Source organism: Leptospira johnsonii, from assembly GCF_003112675.1.
GTDB lineage: Bacteria > Spirochaetota > Leptospiria > Leptospirales > Leptospiraceae > Leptospira_B > Leptospira_B johnsonii.
On sequence record NZ_BFAY01000011.1, the window covers coordinates 1 to 16,437 of the forward strand.

Genomic DNA, 16,437 nt, shown 5'->3' on the forward strand with positions numbered 1-16,437 from the left:
AGTGTTCGAGATTATTAATATTATGGCGAACTCATCACCATAATCTAATCTCAGCTAATAAAAAATTTTAATTTCTCATTCGCAGTTATATTCGTTGTAAAAGAACTTTATTTCTTCCCTAAACTTACGGTTCGAAGGGCGAATGCCGTCCTACCCGAAAATTTCGGTTACTGACCGGAAAACGGCCAGAAGACCAAGATACAAAATCGACTCGGCCAGTCAAACCGTTTTTATAGAAATTTTGCAAATCGATCTTATCTTAATTTTAAAATCGGCATCTTTAATGTGACATAATTCAAATCTAAATTCAAAGAGATTTCAAGGCTTCGGCGCCCTTGGGGACATAGGTTTAGTTTATTATGATATCTTAATGTGTCTTGAAGATCGATATGATTCGCAATGAGTTCTATGAATCACGTGGGATCAAAATTCCGTGTAAAACCGGGATACTCTATGGAACCTACCCGGTTCAAATTTGAGGATCGATTCACCGTCGGACCACTTACCATCTTTAAGGGATTGATGAGAATTGTAAAAATGGGGCCTATGTATTAATTACTTACCTATACTTGAATTTATGGGCAAGGATACGGTCTTAGCTGAGTGGGGAGAAAAGTTTAAATGTATGAATTACCCAAACGAATTATCACGCAAGCCACCTTTGATCAAAGGTCAGATTGATTTTAGCATTAATAAGCCAATACCAATTTTAGAGCCTTTTGTCGACAGCATCTGGATGCTCAAGAATGATTCTAAGAAAGACCACGAAGTTGTTGTATTACCTGATGGAAGGCTCGATATAATTTTTTCCATTTCATTGACCCAACCCTTTCGAGCCATGCAAATGGGATTAGCCACACTTCCCGAAAAAAATGTTATCCCCGCTGGCGGAATCATGTTTGCCGTGAGCTTTAAGCTGCTTGCCATCGAATATCTACTTGATTTTGAAGTAGGATTTCTCCTTAACAGCGAGCGACAACTTCCAAGCAATTTTTGGGGGATTTCAGAAAATGATCTTTCAGATTTTGAAGGGTTTTCTCAGAAAATTTCTGAATTATTAGTCTCGCGAATTGATTCGAATTTTGACGACCGAAAGCAAAGGCTATTTCAGTTGATATACGACTCGAATGGTACTATGCCTGTTAAATTGATGGCTGACAAAGTTTTTTGGAGCAGCCGCCAAATCAATCGCTACTTCAAACAAAAATTTGGCTTATCGCTGAAAGAGTATTGCAAGGTCATCCGTTTCAAAAGTTCGCTAAGTCATATTAAACTTGGAAAGCTATTCCCTGAACTCGATTTTTCCGATCAGAGTCATTTCATTAGAGAAATCAAGAAGTATTCCGGAACAAATCCGAAGGAGCTTTTTCGGAATAGAAATGACCGATTTATTCTATTAACTGCCTTGTAATTGAAGTAAATTCTAACTGAAGTTTAAATTTACTTATGATGGAGGCAGGATGAAAGTATCAAGAAATACTAATGCCAATGCTCAAGTTATTATCGTCGGCGCGGGGGTGGCTGGTCTCAGCCTTGCTATCATGCTGGCCGAACAGGGAATTGAAAGTCAAGTTCTGGAATCAAAAGAACATTCCAATGGCGTGACGAGTGGTGTGCGAGTATCCAACCAAGGCGTCAAGGTCTTGAGATTTATGAAGTTAGACGCTATCGGCGAAGATACCGAGGGGATTCAGATGACCTTCGGCGCTCTCTCTTCCCGCTTTTCTGCCCCTAAGGAAGACGCATCCTACCCATCCGCAATCATGGTCACAAGACTGGCACTCCATGAACAGCTTATGAAAAGAGCAGGTTCCCTAGGAATCCCCATCGTGACCGGATTCAAGGTCGAAAGCATAACCGAGTCAGACGAAGGGGTCGAGGTGATCTCGGAATCGGGCGAAAAGGTGAAGGGCACCCTCGTTGTGGGGGCTGATGGAGTTGGCTCTACACTCCGAAAGATACTGAATCCCGGGCAGGGATCATCGAAGGTTTACGCTGGGTACATCGGGGTAGGGCTCCTCACTAAGGATGAAACTAAGATCGCAATGACAATGGATCACTATCCTGGTCATTCAATTGGGATTGCTTCTTGCGGAAAGGTGAACGAGGCCGCGACCCAGAAAAGCATCTTCATGTGGACTCACATCCATATGCCAGAAGCTGACGCAAAACAGGTAACGCAGGCTAACGTGAAGGCAGAGCTGGCGAGACGAGCCGAGCAATGGCGTCCCGAGCTCAGAGGCAAGTATGAACTGTGGACAAATGACACGGAAGCCATACTGGCTTACGGTCCGGTCTACAACGGGAAGCCGCCGACTCGGTGGTATAGCAATAGGATGATTCTCATCGGGGACGCAGCACATCCGTACGGACCGGGCGGACAGGGAATTAGTATGGCGTTAAAGGACGCAAGGGCATTATGCGAGATCATTACGCGAGGGTTCACGGAGACCGACAAGAGAGAATTCCAGCGGAGCCGCACTCAGGAATCTCGAACGCTCGGCGAAGCTGCAGAGAAGAGGAATGCCGAAGCTTCGCCATCCTCCAAGTGGGGAATACTTACCAAGGGCATCGGCATCAAAGCTATGGAGTTTTTCACACGCGGAACACTGAAGTTCTGAAACCCTACAAGATGCCGCTCTTACTATAAAAGATAGCACTTAGGGACCTAACTGCCCATCGCTTGTAATTTTATCGTAAGCTAATAAAACACAGTTCTTACCGCCTCGATCATCGAGGAAAGCTTTTCTGAGATCCCTCCAATAGGGCTTGAAAATGTCTTGTGGACGAAAGTAAAAGGGCTATCTTGACCAAAACTCGAAATGAAACTTCGCCGCTCTCTTAATCTTTACGATTCTATTTCTCTTATGTTCAGCTCCATGGTAGGACCGGGGATTTTTATCACTACGGGTTATATACTGACCCAAACTTCCAATCCGAATTGGGCGCTTCTTTGTTGGATCTTAGGTGGTCTCTTAGCGATTGCAGGTGCGATGAGTTATGCGAAATCGGCGAGCATTTTTCCATACGCAGGAGGAGATTACGTTTATCTAAAGGAAGCCTACTCTCCTATTGTTGCGTTTTCCAGCGGATGGCTTTCTCTTTCGGTGAATTTTTCGGCGTCTATCTCTCTTTCTGCGATCGCGTTCTCTAAATCGTTTCTTACTTTATTCAATCCAAGTTGGGACATTTATTTCTTTGAGTCCAAGTTTTTGGGGATCACATTTTCATTAGGTGTAGCCCAGATTCTGGGAATTTCCACGATCTTATTTTTTTCGATCGTTAACTTTTTCGGGATTGGGTTCGCCTCTCGCATCCAGAATTTTTTCACCACTTTCAAAATTTTAGGCCTTGTTGCATTTGTGGGATTAGGATTTACTATAGGAAATTATAATATTCAAAATTTTGAATCCTTCCCACTGATCCCTTCCGATTTACATGGATGGAATCTTTTGCTGGCTGGAGCGATTCCAGTCACTTTTTCCTATTTGGGCTGGAACATGATTACTTATGTAGCCGAAGAAGTTAAAGATCCTGAGAAGAACATCTACAAATCCGTAATCGTTTCCTGCATTTTGGTCACCTTCCTTTATGTTCTGATCAATTTTCTGTATTTAAGTTCTGCCCCCGTACAACTTTTGGCGGGAGACGAAAAAATAGGCGTAACAGCTTCCGGATTTTTATTTGGGAAAGGTGTGAATATTCTGATCACAGCGTTTATTTGCTGGGTGTTTTTGGGCGGAATTTCCGCTTATATAATCGGTGGTTCCAGGATCTATTTTGCGATGGCGAGGGATGGATTCTTTTTCCCAAGTATGGCCAAATTACATTCCAAATATCATAGCCCTTACAAATCGTTGATCTTTCAGTTTTTATATGCCTGCCTTTTTTGTTTCGTAAAAGAGATTGAATCACTTTTATATCTGATCACCTGCTCCACTCTACTACTTGCAACGATCACTGCCTACACTCCTGTTATTTTCGAAAAAAGACATTTAAAGAATGAGTTCAAGATCCCAGGTTATCCGTATTCTACTTACTTATACATACTTTCTAATATTCTTATAATAGGAACGTTGCTCTATAATAAAAGTGCAGAAGCTCTCTGGGGTTTTGGGTTCACTCTATTCTCTGTTCCGTTGTATTATTATTTTAAACTTTCTAAGAAATCTAAACAGATCTCGATCGATACTATTTCCGAACCGGAATTGGAACCCGGTGGTTTAAGTTTACTTCCGGAAAACGAACCAATTCCGGTTGGCAGTGGAGATCGAGCTTAAGTTTTCTGCGTTGGAACTTTCTCCTAAAAACAAACTTAGACTTCATAGGTATTTAGGAATTGTTTCCTTAAGTTTCCTATTTTCTCGTCCGTTTATCATTCTATTCCAATTTCCTGATATTCAAAACTTTGAATTTTTCTCTGCTTACATCGGAAGAACCGGAGCTATCTTTGGGGCTCTTGCATTTATCACTGGAGGCGGATTAGGCAAATATCTGGACGAGAAGAAGGCAAGAGTGGCGGAAATCCATACAATTCTGATGCTTGCAGGCTTAACTATGCAAGTTCCCGTTCTTGCAGAAGTCAAAATTCTTTTAGTCCCAAATCTGATATCTTATCTTGGTTGCGTGATCTTAATCTGGGGCTGGATCCTAGGAAGAAGGGTTTTTATAAATAGAAAACGGATTCTTCCTTTTTGAGCGACCCCTAGGGAGCGAAAAATCCGAAGGGTGATCGAAGCGGAGCGAAATTAAATTTTCAATCAAACAAGCTGCACTTAAATGAAAACATTTTGATCTCTAAATATACTTTATAATTTCCTAATCCTTAGGAATTCGAAAGTATATTCTTCCGGAAGGAATATGCGAACTGAGAGATATCCGCGTCTTTCCAACGATTTTTGTCGTAGTTTATATTGATAGCCATTCTATTTTCGTAAGTTGTCACAGTCGTAAAAACTGTCTGCGTCAAAGCAGGATGAACTGTAAAAGAAAGTTCTTTAACTTTTATCTCTTCGGAACTTAGGACCGGGATAATCCCTACATTACTCAACAAACTGGATTGAGGATTTCGGCTCATTAATAATTGAAAAAGTTTTAGCCCATCTTCTTTTTCCAAAAATTGTTCGGAAGGAGGAAGAAGTTCATAAAATGCCCTACCTTCCCTTCTTCCAATACGAGCCCTTACGTCATTCATAATAGCTTTTGCTTTTATATCGAAAGGATCTCTGATATTCACCGGAGTCGTGAATAGAGAAATATAAAGTCCTAATGCGGAATCAGGCACCGGATGGCTTAAATGAGGTCTTAGATCCGCAGGAGTAGAAAGATATAACACTCCTTCTTGCCCTCTATCAAAAAAATCAGCAAGCGCAGTTACCTGAGAAGCGCCTAAGATCCCATGAAAGGAGATCTTTTTTTGTTTAGAAGTTTTTAATAGAGAATCTACGTCTTCTTCTTCCAAATAAAAACTGATTATCTCGGGATCTTGTTCTTCCTTTTTACGAGAGAATTGAGGAATGGATAATGGTTTTTCCGGCTTGGGTCCGCCTTTGTATAATTCTTCTGCGGGATACAATTCCATTAAGGAAGAATATTCTCCGTCTGCCTCAATCTCATCTGCTTCTCCCGTACTCGCTCTGAGTACATCTAAAAGAAATCTGCAACCAGATCTTCCATCTCCAATACTATGATGAAAAATAACACCGATCGCAAATTTCGAATTTCCGGAAGTATACAATATAGTTCTGATTAAGGGAGAATCCCCCAATTCAAAAAGCCTGATAGTTTCTTTGGCTAATTTAGATTTCCAATCGTTAGAATAGAGATCTTTTTGGATGGGGATTTTTTTGTCCGAGGTCGCAAAGTATAAATGAGAATCTTGTCCGGCTTGTTTTAAGATCTGAACCTTAGCTAACGCATGTTTGCTTTGGATAAGGTCCAGTGCTTTGCGTAAACTTTCTTCCGAGAAAGAACCTTCTCCTTCTGCCATTACGCAGAAGTTCATAGAGGAGGCACGGTCGTATAACCAGAAATTTGCCTCCGCTTGGTCTAAAGATCGAATGAATTGACCTTGTGGCCTTTCAGATTCTTTTAAATTTTGCATGCCATTTCCGACTTTAAAGTATTAGGCCGGAATCGCAATACCATCCATTTCTTCTTTTTGGTAACGATTCGCCCTTGTCATACTTTCAAAGTCGTTAAAACGAATTCCATATTTTTTTAAGAGTGGTTTTACTTTAGGTGCGACTGCTTGTCGTAAATAGAACGGCTGCGTTACCACAAAATGATGGATCCCATGAGTGGCTCCAAAATTAAAACAGAACAAATGTAAAGGTAATATCCACCAAGAATCCAATACTTGGGTTTGTTGGTATAAACTCTTCACATCCCCGTAATAATGCATATTGGAAGAAACGATCTGGATCGCGGATTGTCTAAGCCAACAAGGGATCAAATATACCACTGCTGCAGTATTTAAGAAATTATGAATGTTTGCAGCTGTTCCAGTTTCTTGTATCAGGCTACCTAAGGCCCAGTTGATCAAAGAAACCATTCCCCAGATCAAGAATGAATACCAAAGAAGAAGGTAAACTAAACGATATGGTCCCTTAATCGGTTTAGCTTTTATTTTTTTAAGATAACGGATCGCGTCCCTTCTGATCTTAGGTCCTTGTAGAACCACTGCCATAATCGGATCTATCATCACAAGTATACGCCTGATCCCCCAAGGCATTCCATTGCTGATAAATCTTTCTTCTATATCCTCTATGTTTCCTGAAAGCTTATGATGAAGAAGATGGATCTCCTTTCTAAACCAAGGATTAACCGTATTCGCACGGAATAACCAGACCATCCAAAATAGAAAATTTTGCATTTTAGGACTTTCTTTAAAATAAATACTATGGATCAAATCGTGCTCCATCTCATGAAGAAAAGAAGCCAAGATCCCGTTGCCTATAATGCAAGCCCAGAATGGAATGATATCCATTACATACAAACTTCCTAATAGGATCATTCCGAAAGCGGAACCCATGGTGATCCCGAATCCGATCGCGTTTTGGTATCTTAAAAAAGAGAAACGCTTTCTGAGTTTGGAATCCGAATAGCGGATCCACTTGATGATACGTTTTGTTTTTTCTTTTTCGGTAAATCGATCCGAAATGTTTTTTCGCTCAAGAGCTAAGGAATTCATATCCACTCCCATATAACTTATGATGAGAATTATACGAAACGATCTTAGATCCGTCGTTCCATTCTATAAACCGATACCGCAAAACCGGTTTCAATTGATAGGATGGGACCGTTACCTACGAATTTTTCTCCCTATATTCGGATGGAGGAATTCCAACTTCTTTTTGAAACGCCCTATGGAAGGAAGTTTTACTCCTAAATCCCACCTCATAGGCGATATCCAGGACAGAAGAATCCTTGTTTTTGGAAAGTAGCTCGCAAGCCTCTCGGATCCTGTACTCGTTTACAAATGCGGAAAAATTTTTACCCATTTCCTGATTGATCAGCTCGGAAAGTTGGTGAGAAGAAAGTCCTAAGTCGTCCGCTAAACTCGCCAAACTTAAGTCCTCGTCTTTGTATAGTTTTTCGACTTCCATTGCTTGTAGCAAATTTCCTCTGAGTGCACTTATGTCCATTCCTTGGAGTAAGGAGCGGGAATATTTCTGGAAAGTGACTCTTGCGACCTCTTGTAGGTTTTGGAAATAAGCAGGGTACCTTCTCCCGATCAAATAGGAAACACAAAGACTTAAGGCCATCATAGAAGCGCTGACCAACAGAAAGAGAGGGTTCTTATCTATTAGAAAAAATGCACCTACGGAATGGTTTGCGATTGTGGCAAGAATGATATAGAGCAGGACCCTTGCAGTCCACTCTTCTTTCAAAACATTCGGTTTAAATAATATTCTACTCCCTCTCAATAGCCCGCCAATATAGGCAGCGAGTATCAAAAGTGGAATGAGAAAGATCAGATCAAATGCTCCTCTTGTCAGAGAGAAAGATCGAATGCCTTCTCTGATTGATTCTTGATCCGGAATAAAACTTAAAAAATACAAGACCCAAATGATCCCGGGCAAAATGGAATGTTTGGGACTTAAACCTAATGCAGATTTTTCGAATTCTGAATTTTGGATAATCTTATGGATTCCATATAAGATCGGACCTATAGAACCCAAAATAGGAATATGAAGGAGTACTATTCTAGGAAAAGAAGAAGAAAGTCCGAACACATAAAATAAACAAGTGCCCTGCAATAATCCTAGACATACAAACAATAGGGAAAGTAAACGATTGAGCGCAGTTTTCCTTTCTAGAATATTCTGCCCTATAGCTAATAAAGCCCCGAGATACGTTCCAAAAATTGCAAAGGAAACCAAAATCCAGAAAGCCGGAGATTGAGTGATATGTTCCGGAGGATAGATCGGAATATTAGGCATCCAAGGCTTTATCCACTATCTGTCAGTGTTGTCAACCTTCTGTAGGAGATCCTACAAGCTAAAATTGGAAACGATTTTAGCCTTATTCAAATCATTAACTGCGATTACTTTAGTAAGGACACAAAATCGGCTTTTCTCAAAAAACAAAAAGTTTGACATCAAATTTAAAAAAACAAACGACATGGGACATGAAGAGTAGACTATATGGTCTACCCGCTACGGAGGATTTTATGAAATCTTATACTTATATCCAAATCGAAAAAAAGGGTCCAGTCTTTAGTATCGCACTCAACCGACCCGATGCCAGAAATGCAATGAATACACAAATGATCATGGAGTTAAGTGACGCTCTCACCGTTTACGAAGATGATCCAAGTTCCAGATGTGCAGTTCTATATGCTAACGGTCTTCATTTTACTTTCGGTTTGGAGTTGGAGGATGTCGCAAAATCGATCATTGAAAGAGGTAGAAGTTTTTTCCAAACCGGAAATATCAACCCTTGGGATACTGGAGGAACAAACAGGGTCCGAAAAAAACCTTTGATCACTGCTGTCCATGGGTTTTGCCTAACTTTAGGGATCGAATTGATGTTGGCTTCCGATATTGCACTCGCCGCAGAAAAAACTATGTTCGCTCAAATGGAAGTGCAAAGAGGCATTTTACCTTTTGGTGGAGCAACGATCCGATTTGTAAGAACTGCCGGCTGGGGAAATGCTATGAAACATATCCTAACGGGCGACAGTTTTGATGCGAACGAGGCCTACAGGATCGGACTGGTACAGGAGGTCCTTCCTAAAAAAGAATTATTACCAAGGGCAATCGAACTTGCCGAAAAAATTTCCGCACAGGCTCCTAAGGCAATAGATGCAGTCTTAGCAAACGCACGAAAAGCCATCGAAGTAGGAGATTTGGAAGCTATCGATGATCTTTTACCTCTGGTGACTGATTGTTTAAGATCGGAAGACGGACAAGAAGGGATCCGTTCCTTATTGGAAAAAAGAACCGCTGTTTTCAAAGGAAAATAGTATTTCATATTTTCTGAATATATCATTTCCGTTGAAATCCATCTTCAGCTTGTATTCTTAACGAACGATATTCGGAGGCAGGGAATTCTACTTGCCTTCGCATCTGATTCTTTGAGTTTAGCAGGATCCGAGGAACCAAAAATGGATTTCAGCCTAAGCTCAGATGAACAAGAGTTCACAGAATCATTTCGTAATTTTTGCAAAAAGGAGATCCATCCTTATGCAGAAGAAGCAGATAAAACAAAGGAACTTCCCAGATCTCATTATCTCAAGTTAGGAGAGGCTGGCTACCTTGGTCTTTTACACGAAGAAGAATTCGGCGGACAGGGCGCTGGAGTTTTTTTGAGTACCTTGGCTATGGAGATCGTCTCCGAATATTGTGGTTCTACTTTTTTTAGCGGAGGAGCTTCCGCAGGATTATTCGGACTGCCTATCAAACACTTTGGAACTCTAGATCAGAAGAAAAAATATTTGCCTGATATTATTTCCGGTAAGACCATCGGCTCCTTAGGAGTCACCGAACCTGACGGAGGTTCTGATGTTTCAGGACTTTCTTCTCTTGCTAAGAAATCTGGAACAGATCGTTACATTCTCTCCGGTCAAAAAACCTTTATCACAAATGCTCCCAACGCAGACTATTGTTTGGTTCTTGCAAGAACCCAAGACGAGACCGGAAAGGAAAAAGGACTCACTCATTTTATCGTAGATCTAAATTCCAAAGGTATCTCCAGATCCGCTGCAATGGACAAGATGGGACTGAAGGCATCTCCAACTGGAGCGTTATTCTTTGAAGATGTAGAAGTTCCAGAAGTGAATATCTTAGGTAAATTAGGAAAAGGTTTTAGACAAACCATGCAAACCTTTAATGCGGAAAGACTTTCTTTAGCCGCGTATTCCTTGGGAGTCATGAAGGCTTGTCTTGATGAATCCAAATCTTTTGCTGCTTCCCGCAAAAGTTTCGGCAAACCAATTTACCAACACCAAGGCGTCGCATTCATGCTGGCGGAAATTTATTCCAAATACGAAGCGGCGAAATGGCTTACTTATAATACCGCCTGGGAAATGGAAAAAATCGAATCGGAAGGAAAACCGAGCATGAGCCTTTCCGGAAAATGTGCCGCTTGCAAATTATTCGCCACCACTGCAGCAAGAGAAGTCACAAATCTTGCGGTCCAGATCCATGGAGGCGCAGGCTATATGGACGAGTATAAAGTTTCTCGTCTATACAGAGACACCCGATTAGGAGAGATAGGAGGAGGAACGAGTGAGATCCAGAAACTGATCATCTCCGGAAGTATCATGAAGGAGAATTAATTTGTCTGGATTCAGATTTAGTTTTGATATACGTATTGTAAACTGGATTGAGAGACCTAAAATTGATTATAGCTCACACCTTAGAACCAAAACCAGAAATCTTTGCTTCTTTATTTATGATACTGAAGCTCATAGTTAATTTCTGGATTGCAAACTATTACAAAAAATATTACGAAAACAAAAATGAGAATCGGACAATTCAGTCCATAATTCTTTCGTGTTTCGATTTTGGATTTCTACTTTTACTATACTTTTTAATAATCAACATCGCTGAGGATAGATTAAATTTTGTCGTTATCTCATATTTTTTGATCAAAACGATCTCAATAGCCTGCGTAGTATTTTTTCTAAATCCCAGCGAATCCACAGAAAAGAAAGGCGGACTAGACAGATTAGCTTCTATCACAATCGGGGTCTTGATTTCAGTTCTTGCTGATATAATTATCTCTATACCCGCATTTACATTAGCCTTTTACTATTCAATTCTCTAAGGAATTGGAACGTTATTCTCTTCCTAATTTTTCTTCCAGATATTTGTGGATCTCAGGATCGTTATCCTCTATTAATTGCCAGAAGGAAAATCCTCGGATCTTGTATTTATCCAATATTTTCATCTTCTTTTCAAAAGCGCTTCGATTCATATAGAATGCTACCCGATCACAACCGCCCATTCTATACCAGAGAGAAGGATCTGAATATACATGACCTTGGTGTCTATACAAATAAGGCCTGAGATATGTCCAATCCCCTGCTTTGGGCTGCGTTTTAAAAATTTCTAATACATCTGTAGGCTCTTCTTTTCTGGGAGCCATTTTTTCTCGGATCCATTTTGCCCTAGAATAATAGACCGACTTTGTTTCTGCCTCGCAGTGTAATGCCCAATCGTATCCATACGTAGGTATCGCCATGTATAGCTTGTCGTTCGGGACACGAGCAACAGCATATTCTAAAATTTTATCGATCCACCAATCCGGCGCCTGAGGCCCCGGCCCCGGAAAACCTTGTTTACGAGGATGTAGTTCATAGGCCATAATTTTGACCTTATCTGCAACTTTTCCTAAAAATTCATAATCGTGGGTCAACTGACCTCTATACGCTTCGTAAAAATCCACTTGGATCGGAGACTTCAAACCTTTGCACGCATATACGGAAGGTTTTTCTGCAACAGTCTTAGGGTGGATGGCCACAGATAGTATCTTCCCTTTTTTATGTAGCTCGTCCCGGAGAAGTATTAGAAATTCCTGAAATACTTCCTTCTTCTCGCATGTCATCCCTTCATAATCTATATCAATACCATCGTATCCGTACGTATCTATCTCTTTGAGTATATTCTGGATATGAAGGTCTCTCACCTTGGTATTCCCATTCAAACCGATCACATCCGAGACTTTTTCATAATCATTTTCCCAACGAAAGATAGTGGGAATGATCAATGTTCGAGGAGACATGAGCCTTAGCCAACGGATCCTTTCGTCTATCTCATCTTTTTTCCAAACGGAAAGTATACGACCGGTATTGCTGCGCCCACCTTCCAAATTATACAAAAACGGATGGATCTCATCGTAAAGATGGACATATTTCATCATCGCATAAAAATCCTGGGACCAGGTAGAAGCATAAAGTCTTTCGACTGGCGGATGTGATTGCGTGTTTGGGTCATTCTTCCGATCGTTTCCGGAAAAAAAACAATTAGGAAGGATCAGAAAGATGAATAAGAGATAGAATGGATATAAGATCTTGTTCGGGAGCATTTCGGGGGATTCTAGAAGACAAGATACCGAATCCTCCGAAATGAGATAGAAGATTTCTTTTTAAAAGGATAGGATTTTAGGACCCTTTTAGGATTTTTTTTGCCCCCACCTTTTTTCCAGATGTTCTTTACATGCGGGTGATAATTTATCCGAGTTTTCCATCAAACAATCTCGGATCCTTCCTTGACCTTTCGGAATATCCTTACAATACTTTTGTCTATCCTCAAAACAAGGACTTCCAGGACCTCCCATTTTAGGCTTTCCGGAACCCCCACTCTGTGCGTAAACCGAAACACCCATCAAAGTTACAAAACACAGAAATATCAATCTATACATATGCACACCCGCTTATTTAATAAAAATAGATCCGCAATCTCCTCTTTGTCAACGATTCAACTCAGACCAAAGATATTAATAATTATTGATATTTCTCAGATAACTTACTTATAAAATATGAGGACGCCCCTGATACTATTATAAAGATCTTTGGTAGACTTAGGATTTCCGAGGAAATAATATGAAAACTGTAAAAGGAAAGAGAATATTAATAACCGGCGCCGCAATGGGTATGGGTAAAATTTATGCAGAACTTTCTGTCCAAGAAAATGCCTCTGCTTTAGTTCTCTGGGACGTAAACTCTAAAGCCTTATTTCTCACCGCGAAAGAACTGAAATCGGATTCCACTAAGATTTTTACAGACGTTGTAGATATTTCGGATCGTGAAAAAGTTAGAAATGCTGTGTCCAAGATCGATTCACAATTGGGAGGGATTGATATAATTATAAACAATGCAGGCATCGTAAGAGGAAAGTATTTCTGGGAACACGATCCTAAATCGGATATAGAAGCTACAATGGCGGTTAACGCATTAGGTCCGATGTATTTAACCAGGTTCCTTCTTCCTAAAATGTTATCCGATAAATCCGGAGAATTTAGGATCGTAAATATTTCCTCCGCTGCAGGACTGATCTCCAATCCCAAAATGAGCGTATATTGTGCTTCCAAATGGGCTGAAACAGGATGGAGTGATTCCTTACGATTGGAATTAGTCCAGGCCTGTTATGGGCATGTAAAGGTTACTACCGTAAACCCCGCTTATATTTCCACTGGAATGTTCGAAGGTGTAAAAGGAATGTTATTCACTCCTATACTTACTCCTGAATATGTAACTTCAAAAGTTTGGGAGGCCATGAAAAAAGGAAAACCTAGATTACTTTTACCTTGGACGATCTATCTTTCCAACGCATTAAGAGGGATACTTCCGATATCCGTCTTCGACTGGATCGCGGATAATATTTTCGGAGTTTATAAAACTATGGAAGGTTTTAAGGGAAGATCCTAAAATAGACGGATCAATTTCGTAAAGTATAGCTATCGGTGACGCTTAGATCGACATTCCGTTTTTCTTGAGTATGTCCAAAGCGGTTTGTCTTAAGATTGGGTGGACCACAAAATCTTCCGGATCCGGAGCCTTTCTTTCTGGCTCGGGATTTTTGAACTTATCCGGCCCGATCCATTGGGAGAGGGCCCATAACATTCTTTGGAAAATTTCGTCTATCCTTCTCTGGTAACCTGCTTTTTTATAATAACCGTAGGCGAGGATAGGAAGTTTTTTCTCGAACATGAAATGGTCTCCTAAACGAATGAGACCGTCCTTGTATTCCGCTTTGAGAAAACATTCCCTGGCCTTTCGGATATCACCTTCGTTGAAAGCCTGATTTCCATGACGGATCATTTCCATTCTTTCTTTAGGATCCATACTTTTACTATCGTCAGATTTTTTCGATTTCGCAAGGCTTTTTACCTTCTTCTTCCCTCCCGAAAACGGAAACGAAACAAAAAATCTTGTATAGTAGCCGAGTTCCCTATCATTTGTCTTTGTATGAGTACTTTAAAAGCGGGGTCCAAGGCCCCTAGTTTTACGACCCTGAACCAAGACGGGGAAAAGGTCTCTCTTAAGGATCTAGCCGGAAAAAAGGGTTTGGTATTATATTTTTATCCTAAGGACCAAACCCCAGGTTGCACTACCGAGGCTTGCGATTTTAGGGATAATTTTGCTAGGCTGAAAAAAGAAGGCTACAACGTGGTCGGTGTCTCCAAGGATTCAGTCAAGTCCCACCAGAAATTTATAGAAAAACAAGAACTCAATTTTACTCTTCTCTCCGACGAGGACGGAAGTATCTGCGAAGCCTATGGGGTCTGGCAGTTGAAAAAGTTCATGGGGAGAGAATTTATGGGAATTCTCAGAACCACCTTCCTGATCGGGACAGATCTGAAAATTTTGAAAGTTTATCCAAAGGTAAGCGTGAAAGGTCACGTGGATGAGATACTCGGAGATATCAAGGCGTTGGACAAAAAATGAAAATAGAAAGATCAAAAATCAATTTTAGTATCGGGAAGAACACTTCCAAAAATATTTATAAAGTCATTCCTGTTGTAAAAGATAATCTGCCTAAAGAATTAGAGACCAAATTTGCAGACCAAATACGGTCCGGTATATTCTCCGCAGAATCTGGACAAAGTTTTACAGATGAGTCGGAAAGAATTATCTACCTAGGCCTGGGGAACTCCAACAAAGTAAGCATTCGTTCTGTTGCTCAAATCTTCCTAAGTATAGGAGAAAAACTACGCAAATGGGATTCGGTAGGATTGGAGATCAAGCTTACCAGATTTTTGACCAAAACTCTTTCTACTTCTTCCTTAGTATATCAGATCGCAAACTCGATCGATCTAGGCGCATTCCCTATCAATGCCTTGGCAAAGGATTTTAAGGAGAAAAAAGGAAAATTCGGCCCCGTAAGCTTCGTATTAGAAGATCCTAATGCAGAAAAATCAGCAAAGGCTGGTTTGGATAAATCCAGAGCTGTAAGCAAATATGTGAACGGTGCCAGATATATCGCTCACCTTCCTGCGAATCATTTTACTCCGGAAGAATTTGTTTCTCGTTCCAAAGAGATCGCAAAAGAAGCAGGCATCAAGATCACCGTGATGGACGAACCACAACTTAAAAAAGAAAAGATGGGCGGGATTCTCGCAGTTTCCCAAGGTTCCGACAAAAAACCGAAGATGATCGTTTTGGAATACAACCCACCTAAGGCGAAATCCAAAAAGAAATTAGCTTTGATCGGAAAAGGTCTCACATTCGATTCAGGTGGAATCAGCATTAAGCCCGCACAAGATATGCATGAAATGAAATACGATATGTGTGGTGCGGCAGCCGTGATCCATGCAATCGGTGCGATCGCAGAATTAGGCATCTCTGTTCCGGTAATTGCAGCCATCGGAGTTGCGGAGAATATGCCGGATGCTGCCGCTCTGAAGCCGGGAGACGTTTACACCGCTCATAACGGACTTACTGTAGAAGTCCAAAACACGGATGCGGAAGGCCGTCTAGTTTTAGGAGATGTTCTTTCTTATATTGGAAAAAAATATAAACCGGATTACATGATAGATTTGGCCACTTTGACCGGAGCAATTATCATTTCCTTAGGCCATGAGGCCGCAGGAGTTATGAGCAACTCAGACAAACTGCGTGGGCTTTTGGACGATGCCTCCGCTTCTTCCGATGAAAGGACTTGGAACTTACCTTTATGGGAAGAATACGGCGAAGATCTAAAGAGCGATATAGCAGATTTACGTAATATTGCAGGACGTCCTGGAGGGAGTCTTTCTGCCGCAAAATACCTGGAACGTTTTGTGGATTCAGGGATCGACTGGGCGCATATTGATATCGCAGGGACCGCCTGGAGAAAGAAATCCTCCGGTACCCAAATCGGGAACGGACCAAGTGGATACGGAGTGAGACTACTTGTAGACTTGGCCGAAAAATTAGAAAAAAACCGGGGAGTTTAATCCCCGGCAATCTTCGATCCACACCATAGAAGACCGATCGGCTTTCACCGT

General features: G+C 41.0%; 15 protein-coding genes. 9 read left to right on the top strand and 6 right to left on the bottom strand.

All coding sequences use genetic code 11. The features are described 5' to 3' along the window. Nucleotides 1-625 precede the first annotated feature (625 nt). The 4 genes from LPTSP_RS08800 (at nt 626) to LPTSP_RS08815 (ending at nt 4,698) form a co-directional block, all read left to right on the top strand. Nucleotides 626-1,411: a helix-turn-helix domain-containing protein gene (locus tag LPTSP_RS08800; RefSeq protein ID WP_108929843.1), complete on the top strand. Its 786-nt coding sequence runs from the start codon at nt 626-628 to the stop codon at nt 1,409-1,411. Nucleotides 1,412-1,460: 49 nt separating this feature from the next. Next, nucleotides 1,461-2,621: an FAD-dependent oxidoreductase gene (locus LPTSP_RS08805; protein WP_108928447.1), complete on the top strand. Its 1,161-nt coding sequence runs from the start codon at nt 1,461-1,463 to the stop codon at nt 2,619-2,621. Nucleotides 2,622-2,822: 201 nt separating this feature from the next. Beyond that, nucleotides 2,823-4,280: an APC family permease gene (locus LPTSP_RS08810; RefSeq protein ID WP_108928448.1), complete on the top strand. Its 1,458-nt coding sequence runs from the start codon at nt 2,823-2,825 to the stop codon at nt 4,278-4,280. Continuing rightward, nucleotides 4,264-4,698, top strand: coding sequence for a hypothetical protein (locus tag LPTSP_RS08815; RefSeq protein WP_245915606.1), 435 nt, complete (start codon nt 4,264-4,266; stop codon nt 4,696-4,698). The genes LPTSP_RS08810 and LPTSP_RS08815 overlap by 17 nt, the downstream gene beginning before the upstream one ends. Before the next feature lie 127 nt (nt 4,699-4,825). Here LPTSP_RS08815 and LPTSP_RS08820 read toward each other — a convergent pair whose 3' ends face one another. The 3 genes from LPTSP_RS08820 to LPTSP_RS08830 all read right to left on the bottom strand — a co-directional run bounded on the left by LPTSP_RS08820 (nt 4,826) and on the right by LPTSP_RS08830 (nt 8,444). Continuing rightward, entirely contained in the window at nt 4,826-6,103 is a 1,278-nt protein-coding gene (locus LPTSP_RS08820) for a phthiocerol/phthiodiolone dimycocerosyl transferase family protein (protein ID WP_108928449.1), read from the bottom strand. A gap of 21 nt (nt 6,104-6,124) precedes the next feature. After that, a complete protein-coding gene (locus LPTSP_RS08825) occupies nt 6,125-7,192 on the bottom strand; it encodes a fatty acid desaturase (RefSeq protein WP_108928450.1) in 1,068 nt (355 codons plus the stop codon). Between the two features lie 115 nt (nt 7,193-7,307). Continuing rightward, on the bottom strand, nt 7,308-8,444 hold the full coding sequence (locus tag LPTSP_RS08830; RefSeq protein WP_108928451.1) for a helix-turn-helix domain-containing protein: 1,137 nt from the start codon (nt 8,442-8,444) through the stop codon (nt 7,308-7,310). Between the two features lie 230 nt (nt 8,445-8,674). Between LPTSP_RS08830 and LPTSP_RS08835 the strand changes: the two genes are divergently transcribed. Together LPTSP_RS08835 and LPTSP_RS08840 are read left to right on the top strand one after the other, a co-directional pair. Beyond that, nucleotides 8,675-9,469 (top strand): crotonase/enoyl-CoA hydratase family protein, encoded by a 795-nt coding sequence (locus LPTSP_RS08835; protein WP_108928452.1) that lies wholly within the window; start codon nt 8,675-8,677, stop codon nt 9,467-9,469. 141 nt (nt 9,470-9,610) lie between these two features. Next, nucleotides 9,611-10,783 carry an acyl-CoA dehydrogenase family protein gene (locus LPTSP_RS08840; protein ID WP_108929845.1) on the top strand — a complete coding sequence of 391 codons (1,173 nt, stop codon included), beginning with the start codon at nt 9,611-9,613 and terminating at the stop codon, nt 10,781-10,783. A gap of 503 nt (nt 10,784-11,286) precedes the next feature. On the opposite strand, the gene LPTSP_RS08850 is transcribed toward LPTSP_RS08840, so the two are convergent. Together LPTSP_RS08850 and LPTSP_RS19325 are read right to left on the bottom strand one after the other, a co-directional pair. Further along, entirely contained in the window at nt 11,287-12,369 is a 1,083-nt protein-coding gene (locus tag LPTSP_RS08850) for a glycosyl hydrolase family 18 protein (protein ID WP_439957018.1), read from the bottom strand. Nucleotides 12,370-12,621: 252 nt separating this feature from the next. Continuing rightward, nucleotides 12,622-12,870, bottom strand: coding sequence for a cysteine rich repeat-containing protein (locus LPTSP_RS19325; RefSeq protein WP_108928455.1), 249 nt, complete (start codon nt 12,868-12,870; stop codon nt 12,622-12,624). A gap of 181 nt (nt 12,871-13,051) precedes the next feature. Here LPTSP_RS19325 and LPTSP_RS08860 point away from each other — a divergent pair, with 181 nt between their 5' ends. Beyond that, nucleotides 13,052-13,876: an SDR family NAD(P)-dependent oxidoreductase gene (locus tag LPTSP_RS08860; RefSeq protein WP_108928456.1), complete on the top strand. Its 825-nt coding sequence runs from the start codon at nt 13,052-13,054 to the stop codon at nt 13,874-13,876. Between the two features lie 42 nt (nt 13,877-13,918). On the opposite strand, the gene LPTSP_RS08865 is transcribed toward LPTSP_RS08860, so the two are convergent. After that, on the bottom strand, nt 13,919-14,293 hold the full coding sequence (locus LPTSP_RS08865; protein WP_108928457.1) for a hypothetical protein: 375 nt from the start codon (nt 14,291-14,293) through the stop codon (nt 13,919-13,921). A gap of 123 nt (nt 14,294-14,416) precedes the next feature. Between LPTSP_RS08865 and bcp the strand changes: the two genes are divergently transcribed. Continuing rightward, nucleotides 14,417-14,896, top strand: coding sequence for a thioredoxin-dependent thiol peroxidase (gene bcp, locus LPTSP_RS08870; protein ID WP_100711603.1), 480 nt, complete (start codon nt 14,417-14,419; stop codon nt 14,894-14,896). After that, the gene (locus LPTSP_RS08875) at nt 14,893-16,386 is read left to right on the top strand and encodes a leucyl aminopeptidase (protein ID WP_108928458.1); all 1,494 of its coding nucleotides are present in this window, start codon (nt 14,893-14,895) and stop codon (nt 16,384-16,386) included. Before bcp ends, LPTSP_RS08875 begins: the two co-directional genes overlap by 4 nt. Nucleotides 16,387-16,437 lie beyond the last annotated feature (51 nt).

Excerpts from the sequence above, each read along its gene's own strand:
- LPTSP_RS08800 (WP_108929843.1), top strand. The coding sequence starts at position 626 with ATGAATTACCCAAACGAATTATCACGCAAGCCACCTTTGATCAAAGGT.
- LPTSP_RS08805 (WP_108928447.1), top strand. The coding sequence starts at position 1,461 with ATGAAAGTATCAAGAAATACTAATGCCAATGCTCAAGTTATTATCGTC.
- LPTSP_RS08810 (WP_108928448.1), top strand. The coding sequence starts at position 2,823 with ATGAAACTTCGCCGCTCTCTTAATCTTTACGATTCTATTTCTCTTATG.
- LPTSP_RS08820 (WP_108928449.1), bottom strand. The coding sequence starts at position 6,103 with ATGCAAAATTTAAAAGAATCTGAAAGGCCACAAGGTCAATTCATTCGA.
- LPTSP_RS08825 (WP_108928450.1), bottom strand. The coding sequence starts at position 7,192 with ATGAATTCCTTAGCTCTTGAGCGAAAAAACATTTCGGATCGATTTACC.
- LPTSP_RS08830 (WP_108928451.1), bottom strand. The coding sequence starts at position 8,444 with ATGCCTAATATTCCGATCTATCCTCCGGAACATATCACTCAATCTCCG.
- LPTSP_RS08835 (WP_108928452.1), top strand. The coding sequence starts at position 8,675 with ATGAAATCTTATACTTATATCCAAATCGAAAAAAAGGGTCCAGTCTTT.
- LPTSP_RS08840 (WP_108929845.1), top strand. The coding sequence starts at position 9,611 with ATGGATTTCAGCCTAAGCTCAGATGAACAAGAGTTCACAGAATCATTT.
- LPTSP_RS08850 (WP_439957018.1), bottom strand. The coding sequence starts at position 12,369 with ATGATGAAATATGTCCATCTTTACGATGAGATCCATCCGTTTTTGTAT.
- LPTSP_RS19325 (WP_108928455.1), bottom strand. The coding sequence starts at position 12,870 with ATGTATAGATTGATATTTCTGTGTTTTGTAACTTTGATGGGTGTTTCG.
- LPTSP_RS08860 (WP_108928456.1), top strand. The coding sequence starts at position 13,052 with ATGAAAACTGTAAAAGGAAAGAGAATATTAATAACCGGCGCCGCAATG.
- LPTSP_RS08865 (WP_108928457.1), bottom strand. The coding sequence starts at position 14,293 with ATGGATCCTAAAGAAAGAATGGAAATGATCCGTCATGGAAATCAGGCT.
- bcp (WP_100711603.1), top strand. The coding sequence starts at position 14,417 with ATGAGTACTTTAAAAGCGGGGTCCAAGGCCCCTAGTTTTACGACCCTG.
- LPTSP_RS08875 (WP_108928458.1), top strand. The coding sequence starts at position 14,893 with ATGAAAATAGAAAGATCAAAAATCAATTTTAGTATCGGGAAGAACACT.